This window comes from Halorussus salinus (assembly GCF_004765815.2).
In the GTDB taxonomy this organism is placed as follows: domain Archaea; phylum Halobacteriota; class Halobacteria; order Halobacteriales; family Haladaptataceae; genus Halorussus; species Halorussus salinus.
The window spans coordinates 442,557-460,947 of the sequence record NZ_ML974127.1 but is presented as its reverse complement, the minus strand read 5'-3'; the positions used below and the strand labels follow the sequence as shown (position 1 = coordinate 460,947).

General features: G+C 67.8%; 19 protein-coding genes and 1 tRNA gene. 9 read left to right on the top strand and 11 right to left on the bottom strand.

Translation table 11 applies throughout. The features are described 5' to 3' along the window. The first annotated feature begins 58 nt into the window (after positions 1-58). Both EPL00_RS02310 and EPL00_RS02305 read left to right on the top strand, forming a co-directional pair. A complete protein-coding gene (locus tag EPL00_RS02310) occupies positions 59-202 on the top strand; it encodes a hypothetical protein (RefSeq protein WP_162224127.1) in 144 nt (47 codons plus the stop codon). After that, positions 199-2,751 carry an efflux RND transporter permease subunit gene (locus EPL00_RS02305; protein ID WP_135852024.1) on the top strand — a complete coding sequence of 851 codons (2,553 nt, stop codon included), beginning with the start codon at positions 199-201 and terminating at the stop codon, positions 2,749-2,751. Before EPL00_RS02310 ends, EPL00_RS02305 begins: the two co-directional genes overlap by 4 nt. Positions 2,752-2,934: 183 nt before the next feature. On the opposite strand, the gene EPL00_RS02300 is transcribed toward EPL00_RS02305, so the two are convergent. From EPL00_RS02300 to EPL00_RS02280, 5 genes are all read right to left on the bottom strand, one after another. Next, on the bottom strand, positions 2,935-3,276 hold the full coding sequence (locus EPL00_RS02300; protein ID WP_135852025.1) for a DUF192 domain-containing protein: 342 nt from the start codon (positions 3,274-3,276) through the stop codon (positions 2,935-2,937). Between the two features lie 82 nt (positions 3,277-3,358). Then, on the bottom strand, positions 3,359-3,979 hold the full coding sequence (locus EPL00_RS02295; protein ID WP_135852026.1) for an HAD family hydrolase: 621 nt from the start codon (positions 3,977-3,979) through the stop codon (positions 3,359-3,361). Between the two features lie 436 nt (positions 3,980-4,415). Further along, the gene (locus tag EPL00_RS02290; RefSeq protein WP_135852027.1) at positions 4,416-4,982 is read right to left on the bottom strand and encodes a plastocyanin/azurin family copper-binding protein; all 567 of its coding nucleotides are present in this window, start codon (positions 4,980-4,982) and stop codon (positions 4,416-4,418) included. A 563-nt stretch (positions 4,983-5,545) separates the two neighbouring features. Further along, positions 5,546-6,748 (bottom strand): M24 family metallopeptidase, encoded by a 1,203-nt coding sequence (locus EPL00_RS02285; RefSeq protein WP_135852028.1) that lies wholly within the window; start codon positions 6,746-6,748, stop codon positions 5,546-5,548. 119 nt (positions 6,749-6,867) lie between these two features. Beyond that, positions 6,868-7,209 (bottom strand): hypothetical protein, encoded by a 342-nt coding sequence (locus EPL00_RS02280; RefSeq protein WP_135852029.1) that lies wholly within the window; start codon positions 7,207-7,209, stop codon positions 6,868-6,870. A gap of 122 nt (positions 7,210-7,331) precedes the next feature. Between EPL00_RS02280 and EPL00_RS02275 the strand changes: the two genes are divergently transcribed. Both EPL00_RS02275 and EPL00_RS02270 read left to right on the top strand, forming a co-directional pair. Then, positions 7,332-7,865 (top strand): redoxin domain-containing protein, encoded by a 534-nt coding sequence (locus EPL00_RS02275; RefSeq protein ID WP_135852030.1) that lies wholly within the window; start codon positions 7,332-7,334, stop codon positions 7,863-7,865. Between the two features lie 66 nt (positions 7,866-7,931). Next, on the top strand, positions 7,932-9,761 hold the full coding sequence (locus EPL00_RS02270; RefSeq protein WP_135852031.1) for an SLC13 family permease: 1,830 nt from the start codon (positions 7,932-7,934) through the stop codon (positions 9,759-9,761). Positions 9,762-10,072: 311 nt separating this feature from the next. Here EPL00_RS02270 and EPL00_RS02265 read toward each other — a convergent pair whose 3' ends face one another. After that, a complete protein-coding gene (locus tag EPL00_RS02265; RefSeq protein ID WP_135852032.1) occupies positions 10,073-10,297 on the bottom strand; it encodes a YgaP family membrane protein in 225 nt (74 codons plus the stop codon). 523 nt (positions 10,298-10,820) lie between these two features. Then, positions 10,821-10,894 (bottom strand) — tRNA-Tyr (locus EPL00_RS02260). Positions 10,895-11,378: 484 nt separating this feature from the next. Between EPL00_RS02260 and EPL00_RS02255 the strand changes: the two genes are divergently transcribed. The 3 genes from EPL00_RS02255 to ftsZ all read left to right on the top strand — a co-directional run bounded on the left by EPL00_RS02255 (position 11,379) and on the right by ftsZ (position 13,654). Further along, entirely contained in the window at positions 11,379-12,044 is a 666-nt protein-coding gene (locus EPL00_RS02255; RefSeq protein WP_135852033.1) for a double zinc ribbon domain-containing protein, read from the top strand. Between the two features lie 185 nt (positions 12,045-12,229). Further along, a complete protein-coding gene (locus tag EPL00_RS02250) occupies positions 12,230-12,412 on the top strand; it encodes a ribbon-helix-helix domain-containing protein (protein ID WP_135852034.1) in 183 nt (60 codons plus the stop codon). Positions 12,413-12,415: 3 nt separating this feature from the next. Continuing rightward, positions 12,416-13,654, top strand: coding sequence for a cell division protein FtsZ (ftsZ, locus tag EPL00_RS02245; protein WP_135852035.1), 1,239 nt, complete (start codon positions 12,416-12,418; stop codon positions 13,652-13,654). A gap of 94 nt (positions 13,655-13,748) precedes the next feature. Here ftsZ and ncsA read toward each other — a convergent pair whose 3' ends face one another. Continuing rightward, positions 13,749-14,720: a tRNA 2-thiolation protein NcsA gene (ncsA, locus tag EPL00_RS02240; RefSeq protein WP_135852036.1), complete on the bottom strand. Its 972-nt coding sequence runs from the start codon at positions 14,718-14,720 to the stop codon at positions 13,749-13,751. A gap of 263 nt (positions 14,721-14,983) precedes the next feature. Here ncsA and EPL00_RS02235 point away from each other — a divergent pair, with 263 nt between their 5' ends. Next, entirely contained in the window at positions 14,984-15,193 is a 210-nt protein-coding gene (locus EPL00_RS02235) for a hypothetical protein (RefSeq protein WP_394352075.1), read from the top strand. Here EPL00_RS02235 and EPL00_RS02230 read toward each other — a convergent pair. Beyond that, a complete protein-coding gene (locus EPL00_RS02230; RefSeq protein WP_238398104.1) occupies positions 15,190-16,341 on the bottom strand; it encodes a Brp/Blh family beta-carotene 15,15'-dioxygenase in 1,152 nt (383 codons plus the stop codon). The genes EPL00_RS02235 and EPL00_RS02230 overlap by 4 nt on opposite strands. After that, entirely contained in the window at positions 16,335-17,282 is a 948-nt protein-coding gene (locus EPL00_RS02225; RefSeq protein WP_135852038.1) for a lycopene cyclase domain-containing protein, read from the bottom strand. The genes EPL00_RS02230 and EPL00_RS02225 overlap by 7 nt, the downstream gene beginning before the upstream one ends. A gap of 68 nt (positions 17,283-17,350) precedes the next feature. On the opposite strand from EPL00_RS02225, the gene EPL00_RS23985 reads away from it, so the two are divergent. Beyond that, positions 17,351-17,476: a hypothetical protein gene (locus tag EPL00_RS23985; RefSeq protein ID WP_274380981.1), complete on the top strand. Its 126-nt coding sequence runs from the start codon at positions 17,351-17,353 to the stop codon at positions 17,474-17,476. A gap of 47 nt (positions 17,477-17,523) precedes the next feature. On the opposite strand, the gene EPL00_RS02220 is transcribed toward EPL00_RS23985, so the two are convergent. Further along, positions 17,524-18,276, bottom strand: a complete 753-nt coding sequence (locus EPL00_RS02220) for a bacteriorhodopsin (protein WP_135852039.1) — start codon at positions 18,274-18,276, stop codon at positions 17,524-17,526. Positions 18,277-18,391 lie beyond the last annotated feature (115 nt).

The following is an 18,391-nucleotide window of genomic DNA, read 5'->3' as shown; positions in this document are numbered from 1 at the left end:
CGCTGGCAACTGTGGGTGTTTTTATACGGTGTGTGGGGCTCCAGTGTTCGGTGTACCGATGAGACACTGCGAACGACGCGAGACCGACCCGCCCCGCGGAGACGGCGGGCGGAACGCGCATCGACCCGCGACCGGCGAACATCGACCTGCGACCGACGAGTATCGACCCGCGACCGACGGGAGCGAGCGAGGAGGACGATGAAGGACCTCTTCGAGAAGTCGGCCCGGTTCGTCACCGACCACAACCGAATCGTCGTCCTCGTCATGCTCCTACTGACCGCCGGAGTCGGGTCGGGCGTGACCCAACTCCAGATGGGGAGTACGGCGGGCGGCGGCGACGCCGTGGGCGACACCACCGTCGCACAGAAGCAGAGCTACATCCAGAGCCACTACGCCGAGCAGAACGACAGCGGCGGGCGGCCAGCGGCGGTCTACGTCAGGGACCCGGACGGGAACGTCCTCTCGAAGCAGTCGCTGCTCGACTCGCTTCGCTACCAGCGGGCGGTCCGAGAGAACGAGTCGGTCGCCGCCGCGCTCCCCGACCGAGGAGGCGTCGTCGGCGTCTCGACCCTCGTCGGCACGCAGTTGGCCGGGAGCCGCGAGGCGTCGTTGAACGACCAGATTTCGGCGCTCGAATCGGCCAGCGAGAGCGAGGTCGAGGCGACCGTGACCCGGACGCTCTCGGAGGGGTCGGCCCTCCTCGACCTTCTGCCCAAGGAGTACGAACCCGGCACCGCGAGCGCGACCAGTCGCCGGATGGTGTTCCAGTTCCAGCCCCAGTCCGCGGGCGAGGACGGTGACGGCGCGAGCAGTCGCCGATTCGACGGCACGCCCGCGACGCGGGCGCTCTACGAGCAGGCCACCGACGACGGGACCCACTTCACCATCGGTCCCCACGCTCGGACCGTCTCGAACGAGCAGTTCCAGCAGGACACCTTCGAGCTGATACTGCCCGCCGCGCTGGCGGCCATCTTGGCCGTCCTCGCGTTCTCCTATCGGGACCTCGTGGACGTTATCGTCGGCTTCGTCGGCGTCGTCCTCTCGGTCGTCTGGATGTTCGGCATCCTCGGCTGGCTCCAGATTCCGGCCGGAATCACGCTCGTCATCGGCCCGGTCCTCATCATCGGCCTGAGCGTGGACTACGGTCTCCACGTCTTCATGCGCTACCGCGAGGAGCGCGGCGAGGGCGAGGGCATCCGCGAACCGATGACCCGCGCGCTGTCGTCGGTGGCGGTCGCGGTCGGCCTCGTCACGGTGACGACCGGGGTCGGGTTCCTCTCGAACGTCACCAACGAGTTCGACCTCATCAAGGACCTCGCGGTCGGCATCACGCTCGGCGTCGTCTCGGCGTTCGTCATCTTCGTGACGGTCGTGCCCGCGCTCAAGGTGAGCGCCGACGGCCTCCTCGAACGGTTCGGGTTCGACCGGCGCAAGCAGTCGCTCGGGAAGACGCGACTCCTCGAACCCCTGCTGGCCAGCGGTGCCGACCTCGCGCGCAAGGCCGCGCCGGTCGTCATCGTCCTCGCGCTCGTGGCGGGCGCGGCCAGCGGTCTCGCGTGGACCGAACTCGACCGCAAGGCGTTCCAAGAGGGCGACGACGAGATCGCCGAGTGGAAACAGGACTTGCCCGGTCCGCTCGCGTGGGAGACCACCGACTACGACCGCAACAGCGCGTTCGTGAACGAACGCTATCGGTCGCCTGACGAGAGCGACCGACGCACCTCCCAAGTTCTCGTGGAGGGCGACGTGACCGACCCGCGGACGCTCGAACGCCTCCGGTCGGGGCGCGAACGCGCCGCCGAGAGCGGAGCCGTCTTCGAGCGGTCGGGGTCGGTGCCGTTCGTCTCGCCGGTGACAGTCATGGAGTCGGTCGCCGCCCAAAACGACGCGTTTGCCGAGACGTTCCGCGAGGCCGACACCGACGGTGACGGCGTGCCCGACCGGAACCTCGACGCGGTGTACGCCGCGCTCTACGACGCCGCGCCCCAGCAGGCGAGTCGGGTTATCGAGCGAACCGACGGCGAGTTCCGGTCGCTCCGGATGATAGTCCCCATCCAACCCGACGCGAAGTTGGAGACCCAAGCCGACGAGATGCACGCCATCGCGGCCGCAGTCGGCGGCGACGGCGGCGACGGCGACGCGCTGACCGCGACCGCGGTCGGCCTCGCGACCATCAACGAGGCCGAGTCGGCCCAGACCGCCGACAGCATCCTGACGACGCTGGTCGTCGCGCTACTGGCGGTGTTCGCCATGCTGATGGTCGTCTACCGCATCGCGGAGGGGAGCGCCACGCTCGGCGCGGTGACGGTCGTCCCCATCGCGCTCGTCACCGCGTTCGTCGTCGGCGGAATGTACCTGCTCGACATCCCGCTGACGCTGTTCACGTCGCTGTTGATGAGCTTGGTCATCGGACTGGGCATCGACTACAACATCCACGTCAGCGACCGGTTCGCCCACGAACTGTCCCGCGGGAAGGACGCCTACCGCGCGCTCCGCGAGGCGGTGACGGGGACCGGCGGCGCGCTCTTCGGAAGCACGCTGACCTCGACCGGCGCGTTCAGCGCGCTCCTGTTGGCTCCCTCGCCGCAACTCCGGAGCTTCGGCGCGCTGGTCGTCCTCGCGCTGTCGCTGTCGTTCGTCGTGAGCATCTTCGTCCTGCCGAGTCTGCTGTCGGTCTGGTCGCGCTACGTCCACTCGACGCCCGAGGAGACCGCGTCGCCGACCGGCGCTCCGGCCGGACAGCAGGACTGAGCGGGCGTCTCCGCCGTTTCCTCCGCACGCTTCGGCCCTCCTCTCCGCCGACGCTCGGCCCTCCACCCCGCTGGCGTTCGGCCCTCCACCCTGCCGACGCTCGGCTCTCCACCCCGCCGACGCTCGGCCCTCCACCGCTTGCGGTTCTCTCTTTTCTCGCTTCTGTTTCGCTCCCGTTTCGGACTACCCGTCCACGATTTCGAGTCGGTCGCCCGTCTCGACGCCGAGGTCCTCGAACGTCTCCAGCAGGTACCGATACGAGTGGTCCGGCCGGTAGAACCGGTTGGGCGACAGCTCCGCCTGCTCGACCAGCGTCCGGTCGGCGTCGAAGAAGTAGAGGTACTGCACGTCCCGGACGAAGATGGTATCGACGGTGGTCCGGGTCGGCGAACCGAACCGGAAGAACATCTGGCCCGAGTCGGCGAACCGCAAGCCCTTCAGCTTCTGGAGGAACGTGTCCGCGGTCTGTGCCCGAATCCGCCTGCCGCCGAAGCGCAGGTCCGCGCCGGTCTCGTCGTCAGCCATCGTTGGGTTGGCTACTACCGCTCGGCCCTCCTACGTAAATCGCTCGGTGGGCGGCGCGGGGTCGGCGGTCGCCGTCTCGGTCTCAGCGACGCTCGGTCCACGCGGGAAACTCGGCGAGCGACACGTCGCCGAGGAGAACCGCCTCGCCGCCACAGTCCTCGATGCCGCCGTCGGTCGCCGGGTCGTCGCCGACGTGAACGAGGTCCGCGACTGGCGCGCCGAGGCGGTCGGCGCAGGTCTCGAACGCCCGCGGGTCGGGCTTTTCCCAGCCGCAGGCGACGCCGGTGACGATAGCGTCGAACTCCTCGCGGTCCAGTTCCGAGCGAATCAGGGTCTTGCGGGCGAGTTGGGGCACCGCGCAGTTCGAGAGGATTCCGACCGGGCCGCGCTCGCTGGCCGCCGCGACGGCTTCGGCCGCGCCCTCGCGGGTCTCGACCGCGGGGTCGAAGGCGGCGACGACCGCCCGGCGCGGGGCGTTGCCCGGTGCCGCGACGCCGCGACTCGCCAAGGCGGCGCTGACGTGAGCCATCAGCGGGACCGCCGCGCCCTCGGGCGCATCGACGTGGGTCTCGTGATACGCCGCGGCCCAGTCGTCGGGGACCGCCACGTCGCGCGCTCGCAACTCCTCGGCGATTGCGCTGGCCGGGTCGGCGGGGAGGTCGGCGTCCACGAGCGTCCCGAAGAGGTCGAAGGAGACTGCCACTGCATCCGGATTCGTGCGAACTGGCTTGAATCGGTCGAAGTGGGTCGATACGCTGTGGAAGCGATAGCAGAATACGCTTTCCGCTCGGCGCGCGCTGGCGCGACCCTTGTGGTCGCGCCGTGGCGTGCGAGGGACGAGCATCGCAGGGAAGAACGACCGGAGGGAGTAACGACCGAGACGCACAGTCGGTTGGGGAGGCGTGTGGCCGTCGCGGTGCGGGGCGGTGCCGTGCGGTCTGATAGGCGTCGGCGATAGTCCGCTGTGCAGTTGCGGGGAAGTTCGCGGTGCAGTTGCGGGGAAGTTCGCGGTGCAGTTGCGGGGAAGTTCGCGGTGCAGTTGCGGGGAAGTTCGCGGTGCGGGCCGAGGCGGTGCGGTTGACTTCATCGCTCGAATCGGAAGATAGCTCCGCCCCGTCTCCGACCGCGCTTCCGAAACACTACTTTTCGAGTCCGGAGCGAACCTTCGCGTTCAGCGTTTCGAGTTCCGACGCCGCCCTGCCGGACCGCTCGTCGCTCGGCGGTCGCAGGCCGGGTTGGTCCGCCGGGTCGGGGTCGCCGACGACCACGGTGGCGACCATCCCGAGCGGTTCGTGAGGCGTACAGTAGTAGTCGTAGACCCCCGGCGTCTCGAAGGTGTGGGAGGCCGATTTGTCGCTCCCGAGGAGAACGCCGGTGTCCCACGCCTCGGCCTCCTCGGGAATGCGGCGCGGGTAGTCGTTCGCCGGGGCGTAGGCCGTCGCCGAGTGGTTCCGCGAGACGTTGGTCCACGTGACCGTGCCGCCCTCCTCGACGCGGACGATGAGGGGGTCGAAGCGGTTCGAGCCCTCCGGTCCCATCCGGACCTCGGCGCTCGGGGTCGCCTCGGGGAGCGTGTAGTCTACCGGCGTGGTTTGGGCGGACTCCTCGGCGAGGAGGCCCGAACAGCCAGCGAGGCTGGCGAGCGAGGCGGTCGCGGCGGCCGTCGTCGCCCGGCGGAGGAAGCGACGGCGCGTCGAGTCGGTCATGTGTCCGGATTAGGAGGGATGTCTTACGTAGCTTGCGTTCGTGGAAGGAAGGTCTCGGGGTGAGGTGAGATGAGGTGAGGTGAAGTGCCCCTGTACGTCTTTTGAAAATGTAGACATCCTTTTTAGAAATGTGTAATTATCTCTGCGTCGGTGTACCGCAGGCGTGACGGTGACGGCGAGCGACCGGCGACTCGGCGAGACGAGCGGTTCTCGATGCTACAAAGCGGACCGCGAAGCGCACTGCGACCGCGAATCGCCCCGCAATCGTGACTGCGAACCGCACCGCAACCGCACAGCGAACTGTTGGCGACAAAACGGAGTCTCCGCACAGCACCGCCCCGCACCGCGACCGCGGGCCACACGCCTCCCCATCCGATTGCGTTGTCTGCGAACAACGTTCGCAGATCAGCGAGGCGCTTCGCGTCTCGCAAGCCTCACTGCGTTGCGCTACTCATCCCTCGCGCGGTGGGCGCGGCCCGGAGGCCGCGCCCGCACGCGCCGGGAAGAACGTCGAGAGAAGCACACGCGAACCAGAGAACGCCCATCCACCAGCAATCAGAACCCTACTCCACGCGAATCGTGTTCGACTCCAAGTCCCGCGGGAAGTAGGTCAGCCAGTCCACGCCCTCCTCGGTGACCGCGATGGTGTCGGAGTGGCGATAGCCGTACTCGTCGGTGTAGATGCCCGGTTCGATGGTGTAGATGTGGCCCGGTTCCATCTCGGCGTCGGCCTCCTCGCGGCCGTCCTGCTCGGCGCAGTGGGTCGTCCACCCGCGGTCGATGTACGGCGGTTCGTGCGCGCCCAGCCCGATGTTGTGCCCGACGTGGTGTTGGGCGAGGTCGGTCACGCCTTGCTCCTCGAAGTAGTCCCACACCTGCTGGTCCACGTAGGACAACTCGACGCCCGGCCCGAGCGCGTCGATGGCGATGGTCTGGGCTTCCAGCATGAGTTCGAAGTAGTGGGCCTGCTCGTCGGTCGGTTCGCCGAGGAGCATCGTGCGCTCCAACTCCGAGCGATAGCCGTCCACGTTCGCGCTCGCGCCCGTGACCAGCACGTCGCCCTCCCGCAAGCGCCGGTTGGCGGTGTGGCCGTGGGGCAGGGCGGTCTGCTCGCCGGTGATGAACCCCGCCATCGCGGGACCGTCGCCGCGGGTCCGCGGGACGTACTCGTCGCCCAAGGTGTCGAGCATCGCGCGCGAGGCCTCCAGCGAGGCGCGCTGGCTCACGGTCGCCGGATGCTCGCCGACCTCCGTGTAGTCGGCCAGATAGCGGTGGGCGAGGTTGCCCCACCGCGCGGACTCGCGGACCAACTCGACCTCCGCGTCGGACTTGGCCCACCGCATCCTATCGACCCAGCTCTGGGTCTCCACGTCCACGAAGTTCGAGAGCTTCGGCCCCTCGTAGCCCATCACGCCCGGCGCGCCGTCGGCGTCGGCCGCGACCGACTCGACGCCCAACTCCGAGAGCATCCCGGCGGCGGTCTCGATTGGCTCCCCGCCGGGGTAGTCGAAGTAGTGATGCACCGCGTCGATGCGCGGGTTGGTCTCGACCCGCTCGACTTCGAGGCGCGGCACCGTCAGGGCCACGCCGTCGTCGGTCACCGCCAGCACGACCGGGCGCTCGGTCTGGATGTGGCCGAAGCCAGTCAGGTACTCGATGCTCGTCGCGCCGAACCAGACTCCCGCGTCGGCGTCTGCGTCGGCGATTCGCTCGCGCACGGCGGCGAGTCGGTCTCGAAACTCGCTGTCGGGTACTCGCGTCGGCATATGTCCCGACCCACGCAATCCGCCGGGTTAAACGTTGACGTGGGGGCAACCCGTCCACGCCGTCGTTGGTGTGGTCGTCGGTGCGGTCGTCGCTGCGCTCGCGGTTCGGAGACGCCGACCTACCCCCGCGACAGCACGAATCCGGCCCGGAGGAGAACCGCGTAGACGGCGACACCGAAGCGAACGCAGAGGGCCAACACGACGGCGAACAGCAGGCCGAGACCGACCGCGGTCGCGGCCGCGCCGAGGAGGCCCGCCCCCGCGGTCGAGGCCTCGACCGCGACGGTCGCGACCGCCAACAGGACGCCGACGCCGCCCGCGACGTAGCCGCCGAGCGACAGGCCCAGTCCGAGACGCGGGTCCACGATATCGGCGGTCGCGCCGAGGTCCCGCGCCAGACCTGCGTAGAAGCCGACCAGCGCCACGACGACGAGCGCGTCGGCGACGAGCGGAGAACTCACGGCCACCCCCTTTCGATTCCGACGACATAAGTGGGTCGGAGAGCGGTCCGCGAGTCGGACGGTCGCCGCCGACCCGCGGCGCGGAAGAAAATTTAAATCGGTTCATCGAATCGTTCGGAACGATGGGAGATTCGGACGGTCCGACCGTCGGTTCGCAGGCCCCGGCGTTTACCGCGCCGTTGGCGGCCCCCGACGGGTCGGTGTCGGAGGTGTCGCTGTCGTCGCTTCGCGCCGAGGGCGCGGTGTTGCTCGTCTTCCAACCGACCGACTTCGACCCCGAGTCGTTCGTCGAGCGATACGCCCTCGGCAAGTACGACTGGTTCACCGCCGACGACCGACTCCGCGTCGTCGGCGTGAACCGCGCCAGACCGCGGACCAACCGGGAGTTCGCCGACTATCTCGACGTGACCTACCCCTTCTGTTCGGACCGGGACCTCGCTATCGCCGAGTCGTACGGCGTCACCTACCGGGCGTTCGGCTTCGCCCGGCGCGCGCGTCCGGCCTGCTTCTTCGTGGACACCGACGGGACGGTTCGGTACCGCTGGGTCGGCGACCGGAACCGGACCGGCCGGGTCCGCCCGCAGGTCCGGGACCTCTACGAGACCGTGATGGACGTGCTGGGTCGCCCCGAGACCGAGAGTTTCGGCTTCGCGTAGGGACACTTCGCCCGCGAATTCGGACCACCGCAACGCTAACGTGACTGTTCTCCGATAGCCACCGTAATGATTCAGACAGGCGCGGCGCTGACGCCCGACGTTCTCGTCGTCTTCGCCATCGTCGCGGCCGCGGTGGCGCTGTTCGTCACCGAGGCGATTCCGACCGACACGACCGCTATCGCGGTGCTGGTCTCGCTGGTCGTCTTCCAGCAGTTCACCCACGTCTCGGCCGACGAGGCCATCTCGGGGTTCGCCAGTCCCGCGACCGTGACGATTCTGGCGATGTACATCCTGAGCGCGGGCGTCGAGGAGACCGGCGCTGTCGGGCAGTTGGAGGCCGTCGTCGCGCGGTTGACTCGCGGGGACCCCCGGCGACTCCTGACCGCGACGGTGGGCATCACCGGCCCGCTGGCGGGCGTCGTCAACAACACGCCGGTCGTCGCGCTGTTCATCCCGATGGTGACCGACCTCGCCGACCGGACCCACACCTCGCCGTCGAAGTTACTGTTGCCCCTCTCGTACGCCGCGATGCTCGGCGGGACGCTGACGCTGGTCGGCACCGCGACGAATCTGGTGGCGAGTTCGGTCGCCGCGAACCTGAACGTCGAGGGCGCGCCCTTCTCGATGTTCCAGTTCACGCCCCTCGGCGTGCTAGTGCTTCTCGTCGGGTCGGCGTACCTGCTGACGGTCGGCCAGTGGCTCCTGCCCGCCCGCATCGCGCCCCACGACCTGACCGAGGAGTTCGGCCTGAAGGGACGGCTCGCCAGAGTCTACGTCCCGCCAGCCTCGCCGCTCGTGGGCCAGACGATAGCCGAGGCGCGCACGAACGGCGTGAAAGTTCTGCAAATCGTCCGCGGCGACGAGACGCTGGTCGCCTCCCGGACCGACCGCGAGGTCGAGGCGGGCGACGTGCTGACGGTCCGGGCCGACGACGAGGCGGTCCGCCGATTCGTGGACGCGACGGGACTGCGCCGACTCCCCCGCGCGGAGGTGACGGAGGCCGAACTCGCGCTCGGGAGCGGCCGGGGGACGCTCGCGGAGGTCGTCGTCCCCGAGGGGTCGGGACTCCTCGGGCAGGCCATCGCCGAGACGCGGATGGGCGAGCGCTTCGACGCGACCGTGCTGGCGGTCCGGCGCGGGAGCGAACTCGTCGTCGAGGACGTGGCCGACGAGGTGCTGAGCGAGGGCGACGGCCTGCTGGTCCACGCGACCCAGACCGGTCTCGACCACCTCGAAGACACCGGCGACCTGCTGGTCACCGAGCGCGTCGGCGGGGAGTTCGACCTCGAACCCGACCCCGTGGACCGCCGGGAGGTCGGTCTCGCGGTCGGCATCGTCGTCTCGGTGGTCGCCGTCGCGGCCGCCGACCTCCTGCCCATCGCCATCGCGGCGCTCGGCGGCGTCGTGGCGATGGTCGTCGGGAACGTCGTCCGGCCCGCCGACGCCTACGACGCGGTGAACTGGGAGGTCATCTTCCTGCTGGCGGGGGTCATCCCGCTCGGACTCGCGATGGAGCAGACCGGGGCCGCCGCCCTGCTGGCGTCGTACGTGACCGGACTCTCGACGGCGCTCCCGCCGATTGCGACGCTCGCGCTGTTCTACCTGCTGACGGGACTCCTCGCGAACCTCATCACGCCGGTCGCCAGCGTGGCGCTGGTCCTGCCCATCGCGGTCAGCACGGCGGGCGACATCGGCGCAAGCGCCTTCGCGTTTGCCCTCGGGGTGACGTTCGCGGCCTCGACGGCGTTCATGACGCCGATGGGCTACCAGACGAACCTGATGGTCTACAGCCCCGGCGGCTACCGGTTCACCGACTACGTGCGGGTCGGCGCGCCCCTGCAACTCCTGTTGACGGTTGTCACGACGCTCGGCATCGCGGCGATTTGGGGCGTGTGAGACGCCGGGTCGGACTGGAAAAATCGAATCCCCCGGCCGTGCCAGTTAACCACACTCGTCCCGAACCCGGACCATGCTTGTCCACTTCGAGCAGTACCCGCACGACGAGGCCACCGACGAGGTGCGGTCGGAGGGCGACGTGTCCCCGGACCGCGACCCCGAGAGCAGAGCCACGAGGACCTGCCGGGCAAGACGATTCAGGTCCGGAAGGGCGGCGGCGAGGAGTACGTGGACAACGCCGAGATTGTCGAAGTTCAGGACCGAAATCCCTGACCGACGGGCGGGTCGCTCGACTACCCGCCCGCGGCGGTTCACTTCGCCGATTCGTCGGAAGTCGTGTCGATGCCCAACAGCGCGTTGCCGCCGCAGTGCTGTGCTTGGGCGTTCCGGAGGAGTCCCGCGCCCGCGATGGCCGCAGTCGCCGCGGTCACGCGCTTCTCGTCGAAGAGTGCGCTGATGGCGACGGCGACGAGCCAGATGCCGAGGACGCCCCGGACGATGCGGTCGATGCCGCCGACGTTCTGCTGGTAGTCCATACGACACGCTACGGACAGGTTCGGTAAATAGCTCCGGGTCGAAGACGCCTGACTCCGAATCGTCGGGCCCTCGTAGACAGTTGACACAGATTTGCGGAGAACTTCCTCGGAGTCAGCGGGACGGAGACATTGGTGACGACAGTCGAGACGATGGCACCGGTAACTTCGATAGCCGGTGAGGTCCACCGACATCAGTGGACCACCTCAGCTATGAAATTCGGGAGACGGCGCGGACCCGCGGCTGGACTCCAGTTGTACTCAGAATTTCGGGGGTGTTCGGCGAACCCGGAAAACGGCGCGCTGGCCGCTAAGAAGGCCATGAACAAAGAAAGAACTATCAGCTACGAAACGACCGAGGAAGAAGTCCGCCCTCCCCGATTTGAACTCGCCGAGGCGTTCCGGGCGTGCGGGGCTCCGCCCCGTTCCGGGCCTGCGACTCGTCTGCTCAAATCGGCTCGGGGATTGCTATTCTTTCGACGCAGTTCGGTCGCTCCGCTCCCTCGTGTTGCGTCGAAAGAAGTAGTCCGCCCTCCCCGATTTGAACGGGGGGCAAGTCGATCTACAGTCGACTGCTCTACCAGTCTGAGCTAAGGGCGGGCACGCAGTTTCACGTAGGAGCCCTGCCGGACTTAAGGGTTATTATTCGGCGAGGCCGTGACACCGACCGGCGAACGAGGAGTCCTCTCTGAGAGCCACGCCGACCGCGACCGAACCCGAGGAGTACGTCGCGAAGTCGACGACCGACACCTCCGGGCCGACCGCGAAGCAGTCGAGACCTCTACGACGAGTGAAAAGCCGACCGCGGCGAGGAGCGCGCGCGGTCTGACCAAGCCGCCGCGTTCGTCGTCGCGTATCTCCTCGAACGCGAGGGTGTCGTTGACGTGTCCGACACGCCGCAGGGGTCGCTGGTCGAGCGGCGGCCGTCGGCCGAGCGAACCCCGTCCGACGAAACGCCGTTTCGGGACCCAATACGACGAATAAGCCGTAATACGAGACAGCCACGATACCTGTCTTCTCTATGTCAGACGGGTGGCCGAACATTAAAATACGATGGCTGTGATAGTCAGAGCCGAACCGGCAGATGAGCAAGATAACCTTCCGCGCGGACGAGGAGTTGGTCGAGCGCATCGAGGCCCGCGACGCCTCCAAGAGCGAGATCATGCGCGAGGCGCTTCGGGAGTACCTCGACGCGAGCGACCGGCGCGACTCTCACGAGGAGCGCGCACCTCGGCCCGACACCGGCCGACCCGACGCCCGCCGCGACGACAGTCTCGACGCCCTCCTCGCCGAGCGCGTGGACGAACTCGTCGCCGAGCGACTCGCCGCGTGGGAGGCCCGCAACCGTGCCACCGAGCGCGCACAGGACGTGAACGTCAACGTGACGCTCGAAGGCGACGCGCCCGCGCGGACAGACGCGGACGCCGGACGGGCGAACGTGAAACGGTCCGCGGGTCCGTCCGACGGCGTGTCCGACGGAGAGGAGTCTCGTCCCACGTCCGATGAGACCGCGGCCGACGCCGCTCGACCGTCAGACGGACGCGCCGACCTGCCAGCGGACGACCGCGAAAACGCCTGCGGGCAGTGCGGCGAGGACCTGTCGGACGACCACGTGTACTGTCCCAACTGCGGCGAGAAGGCGTCCCGACGCGTCTTCTGCGAATGTGGCGACGAAGTGCGGTCGGACTGGGGCTTTTGCCCCGGCTGTGGCCGCCGAACGCCCGCGGCCGACGTACTCGACCGGTCGTAAGACGCCGTTTTACACTGGCCGTTAACTATTTAACTTTTGACTTTGTGGGTATGGCCGCGTAAGACGGTCGTCTTACACTCTACCGCAAAGCGGGCGTCTCGCCCGCGTTAACCGGTTACACGGTGTAAGACAAGACGTGCAAGAAACTGCGCGCCGTCTTACTCTACAACAGGGGATCACAAAATATGGAGCGTGTGACACTTCGCATTCCGAAACAGCAGATCGAGGAGGTCGAACAGATGGTCGAGACCGGGGAGTTCCCGAACCGGAGCGAGGCGATTCGGGCCGCGGTTCGAGACATGTTGAACGAACACGAAGACGGCCAGACCGAGCAGACGACCAACAAACGCTCGTGGGCTAAGGTGTAGACAATGCAGGACATCGTTCAGGACGCGTTGGAGAACGCCGAAGAGGAGAGCCGCGAGATGGACGCCTCGGTCGAGGGCGACGAGTTCGGCGACCCCCGAATCGTCATCGTCGGCTGTGGCGGTGCCGGGAACAACACGGTCAACCGCCTGTACAACATCGGCGTCGAGGGCGCGGACACCGTGGCCATCAACACCGACAAACAGCACCTCAAGATGATCGAGGCCGACACGAAGATTCTGGTCGGCAAGAGCCTGACCAACGGTCTCGGCGCTGGCGGCGACCCCTCGATGGGCGAGCGCGCCACCGAGATGGCGCAGGGAACCATCAAGGAGGTGCTGGGCGACGCCGACCTCGTGTTCGTCACCGCAGGCATGGGCGGCGGGACCGGGACCGGCGCGGCACCCGTCGTCTCGAAAATCGCCAAAGAGCAAGGCGCAATCGTCGTCGGGATGGTCTCGACGCCGTTCAACGTCGAGCGCGCCCGCACGGTGAAAGCCGAGGAGGGCCTCGAAAAGCTCCGCAACGAAGCGGACTCCATCATCGTGTTGGACAACAACCGACTGCTCGACTACGTCCCGAACCTGCCCATCGGCAAGGCGTTCTCGGTGATGGACCAGATCATCGCCGAGACGGTCAAGGGCATCAGCGAGACCATCACCCAGCCGTCGCTCATCAACCTCGACTACGCCGACATGACATCCATCATGAATCAGGGCGGCGTCGCGGTGATGCTCGTCGGCGAGACCCAAGACAAGAACAAGACCGAGGAGGTCGTTCGCGACGCGATGAACCACCCGCTACTCGACGTGGACTACAGGGGCGCGTCGGGCGGACTGGTCCACATCACGGGCGGCCCGGACCTCACGCTCAAGGAGGCCGAGTCCATCGCGAGCAACATCACCGAACGCCTCGAAGCCAGCGCGAACGTCATCTGGGGCGCGCGGATTCAGGACAACTACAAGGGCAAGGTCCGAGTCATGGCCATCATGACCGGCGTCCAGAGCGCGCAGGTCCTCGGTCCCTCGACCCAGAAGCAGGCCGACAAGTCCCGCCAAGAGATGCGGGACGTGGACGCCCAGTCGTTCGACGCCAGCCAGAACGTCGAGGGTCTCGACGGCCTCGGCGACTCCGGCGGCTCGTCTCACGAAGCGACCGGCCAGTCGTCGGATTCGTGGGGTGCCCAGAGCGACGGCGGACAGGACCCGGTAGAGAAGAGCAACGGTCTCGACGTAATCCGATAGCGGCGTTTCGCCCGCCGAATCGGGACTGAATCGCGTTTTTCGACGTTCTATTTCGTGTCTCGACTGCGCGGTCTTCGGCGTCGGAGGCCGGGAATCAAACCGCGTGGATAGATTCCAGCAGGGAACACTTCCGACAGATATCTCGCGTCGTCGAGGCACCGCACTGCTCGCACTCGCCGAGGTCGGTCGAACCGCCCTCGCGCGCGCCGAACTCGTCGGCCGCGAGTGCCGCCAACTCCTCGTAGCCGGACATGATGGAGTGGCGCGTGCCCGGATGATTCTCTTCGAGTTGATAGAGGAGTTCCTGAATCTCGCCGCGGTAGGCCTCGTCGGCGTGGGGACACTCCGTGATGTGAGCCGGGAGGTCCTCGACGTGCGCGTAGAGCGCGACCTCCTTCTCGGGCACGTCCCGGAGCGGTTTGGCGCGGGGTACGAAGTCGTCCTGTTCGCCGCGTTCTTCGAAGTTACCCAGACTCGCGTCGAAGTGCTTGGCGATTTGGGACACGTCGCCCTCCAAGAAGTTCATCAGCGCGGTCTCGGCCTCGTCGTCCAGATTGTGGCCGGTCAGGAGTTTGTCGGCCTCGAACTTCTCGGCGTACTTCGACAGCAGGTCCCGGCGGAACACGCCGCAGTACGCGCAGGCGGCCATCCCCTCGGGGTCTTTCTCCACCACGTCGTCCATCCGCACGTCGAACTCGTCCTCGTAGGTCACCAGTTCGTGGCGGATGCCCAACTCGTCGGTCAACTCCTCGCAGGCGTCCACGCTCTCGTCGCGGTAGCCCTCGATGCCCTCGTGAATCGTCAGCGCGACCAACTCGATGCGCGGGTCCTTCTCGAAGGTCCGGTGGAGGATGTCGGTCAGGACGACGCTGTCTTTCCCGCCCGAGAGACCGATAACCCACGTCTGGGGGTTCTCCGGCGTGGCGTCGCTCGGGACGAGGTCGTCCTCGCGGATGCGCCGCCGGACGCGCTTGTCCACGGAGGCGACGAAGTGCTCCTCGCAGAGGTGCAACCCCGAGTACGCCGCGTGCATGACCGACTCGCGGCCGCATTTGTCGCAGTCCATCGCCTATCGTTTTCGAGTCCGGGCGTTTGTCGGTTTCGCCTCGGGCTGATAAATCTCCTATCGCTATAGTAAATTCTCCTCAGCGCGAGAATTCGCGGGCCGACTCCGGACGGTCGAGGGAGCGCGCGGCGTGTCGCCGAAACTCGACTTGAAACGGCCGAATCGCCGGTTTTGGCCCCTAGAGGCGCTCTCGGCGGCGTACCGACGAGACCGCCCGCGCCCGAACAGCCAAGGAACCGCGCCCCGTGTGTGGACGTATGCCTGTGGGAGGGTACGACCCCGACGACTTAGACGAGAAGCTATCGCAACTGATGGACGCGAAGGGCCGCGAACCGTCGAACTGGCTGACCGCCGAGGAGCTAGCCCAGTGGGAATCCGGCGAGAGTCTGGTTGACCTCTTGGACGAGGAGGACATCCACGAGTTGCTCCAGAAAGACGACGAGGGAGTCGGCGACGAGGAGGCCGCGAGCTAGTCGCGGGTCGCGGCCGGTCGAACCGACCAGACGCCCTCGCGGTAGTCCATCCACGTCACGACGGCGGTGTGGGGGAGCGTCAGCACCGCCAACAGCACCAGATACAACCCGAGGAGCGACAGTAGTTCCCCGTCGGGAGGCGCGACCAGCGCGAGACCGCCGAGGACGACCAGCGCGCCGACCGTGTTCGGGAGCGCGTCGCGAGCGAACCCGGCGAGTTCCCTCCCGAGTCGGCCGCGCGCGAGCGCCGCGCCGCCAGTTCTCGCGCGCTCCTCGACCGCGAGCAACCGGACGACGTGGCGCACCGAGTGCCAGAGACAGAAGTACAGCCCGACCGCGAGAATCGGCGGCACGACCCAAAAGTACGCCCACAACAGGGTCGTTTCGAGCGCGTCCACGCGCCAGCCGCGAGCGGTCCAGTCGCCGCGAATCGCTCCGAGCGAGAGCGCCGCGAGCGAGAGCGCCGCGAGTCCGGCCCCGGCCGCGAGCCGAACCTCCGGACGAAAGATGCCGAGAGACGGTCCGAAACCGGGCTCGAACAGCCGAATCGTCGCGTCCGCGACCGCCCGGTAGACCTCGGGGAACGCGACCAGCGGGACCACCATCGGAATCCCGCCGCGGACCGCTATCGCCAGCGCGCGCTGACCGCGCGTCCGGAGGTGGTCGCCGACCGCCAACAGGACGTAGCAGTCGCCCTGTCCCCAGTGGTACCACGTCAGTAGGACGAAGGAGGCGAACCCGAGGAGGGGCGCGACTAACCAGACCGCGAGATAGAGCGCGCCGCCGACGAGGTAGGTCGCCCCGACCGCGACGAGCGGGCGGTTCCCGCCCAGTCGCGCGACCGCGAGGTGGTCGGCCGCGCCGTGGGGCAGGCCGAAGACGACGAGGCTGGCCAGAAACGGGAGGTAGCGCACGCTCGCCGGGAGGTCGGCCCCTAATCCGACGCCGAAGACCGCGGCGACGAGCGCGAGCGCGGCCCACGCTGGCGCGCCCGCGACGCGCACGAGCGCGCGGGCGAACTCGGTATCGCCTCCCTCCGTCTCGGGCGAGGCGGATTCGGTCACGGGCGAATCCGCCGATTCGGAGTCCATCGCCTCGGGACTCGCAGACTCGGACCCGGCCGCCTCGCCGTCGTCGGTCACTACCATCGGCGGCGTACCTCCGCGACACCGGGCAGTCTGCCCGCGAGCGACCCCGCGACTCGCACGACCGAATCGGGCACGCGCCGGGAGACGCCGCCCGGCACGAGTCCCGCGACGGCGTAGCGGGGGTCGCGCTCTGTCGCGCGGGCGACCACCCAGTCGAACAGGACGAGTCCCTGCACGACGAGGAGGTTCGTCAGCAGGAAGAAGGCGGCCTCCTCTATCGGCAACCCGAACGCGAGCAGTCCCGTGCTGTACTCCGGCGCGATGGCCCACAGGCCGGTCCGGATGGCGTACCAGTCGGCGACCCAGAGGTACAGCGAGGGGGCCGCGACCGCGGCGGCGACGAGGCGGCGCTCCCGCCAGAGGACCGGCCCGCCGACCGCCCAGAGAAAGGCGAGGACCGGCGCGGCCCACGCCAGAATCATCCCGAGGTAGTAGGTCCGGGGCGGGCCGACGACGAGGAGCGCGCCGACTGCGGCGAGCGCGAGCCACGCGGTCGCACCCGCGGTCCGCGCACTCGCAGTTCGCGTCGCCGCGGTGGTCGCTCCCGTCGCGTTCACTTCCGTCGCGTTCACTCGCACGGGTTGCCCGTCGGAGTCGCCGAGCGCGTCCCGACCGGGGAGCGCGGGGTCGATGCCCGACGAGAGTAAGTGATACCACAGGCCGGTCGCGGTCGTCTGGAGGACGAAGAAGAGCCACTCGCCGAGGGGGACGCGGGCGAACCGGACCGCGACGACGCCCTCGCCGTACGTCCAGACTCCTCGGCCGACGAGGTAACTGTCCCACGGCGCGGTGTAGCCGACCGCGATACAGACCAGCGCGGCGAGACCCGCGAGGACGCGCCGGGGGTCGTCGGTTTTCCGGGCTACCGCGACCGCCAACGCCGCGACTGGCACCGCGAGGAAGACCGACAGGAACTCGACGTACGTGAGCGAATCGGGCATAGATGTCGGTGGGGTGGTCCGGAGTTCGACTTGTCCGTTCCGTGTTCGTTTCCGGGAGTTGGTAATAGGTGTTCAAAGGCCGTTCGGTCGCGGCGAGCTATCGGTCGGCGGTCCGACGACCGACGGGCGGCGGGCCATCGGCGACTCGCTCGACAGAAGACGACTCGGGCGGCGAGACGCGACTCGTCGGGTGACCACCCAGTTCGGTCGTCCGCGGTGAGTTCAGTCGTCCGCGGTGAGTTCAGTCGTCCGCCGTGACGCCAGCGCCCGCCTCGGCCTCGGTTCGGCGAGGAGCGAGGCTGGCGACGCTACTCAGCAAGGCGTAGCCGAACACGACCTTCGCGGTGATGTCGAGGACGGCGTAGCCGACGGTCTCGACCCCCAGCGGGACGACGCTCGCGCCCTCGGTGCCGACCAGCCACAGCAGAGGGTAGACGAACCACAGCACCGCCAGCAGGTTCCGGAGGTTGCCGAAACTGCTCGCGCGGTCGGTGCCGTAGCTGTTGGCGAACGACGGGAGTTTGGCGAAAATGACGTACAGGATGACGACGAACGCGCCCGAACTCACGGCCCACCAGACGTAGCGGTTGACGGGTTGGGCCGAACTCGCGGCGAAGAAGCCGGTCGCTATCATGAACACGTCGAGTCCCAACAGGGTCCCGATTGTCTCGCGGTCCGCGCCCGCGAACAGCGCGAGGTCGAGCAACAACAACGGTGTCGTTATCATCCAGTCGGCGTACCGGCCCCAGAACACGAGTTGGTCCGCACCGTCCACGAGCGTGATTCGGGAGACGCCGAAGCCCAGCGCCATCGCGAGGTACATCGTGGCCGCTATCGCGGGGATGAAGATGGAGACGACCGCGTGTTCGCGGCCCTCCTCGGAGTCCATCCCGCGGCCTTTGATGTAGAGGATGATGGTGCCGACGGCCATCGCGGCGGCGGTTATCCAGAGCGTCCAGTACGTCAGCGCGTCGAATTGGTCGGGTGAAACCATACCGGAGCGAGGCTTAGGATTTTCCCGACTTAATACCCAGAGACCGTCTAACACCCGTCGAGTGGGTTACATGGCTCGAAACGACCTAAAAGTCTGTTGGCAGAGCGTCGCGCCC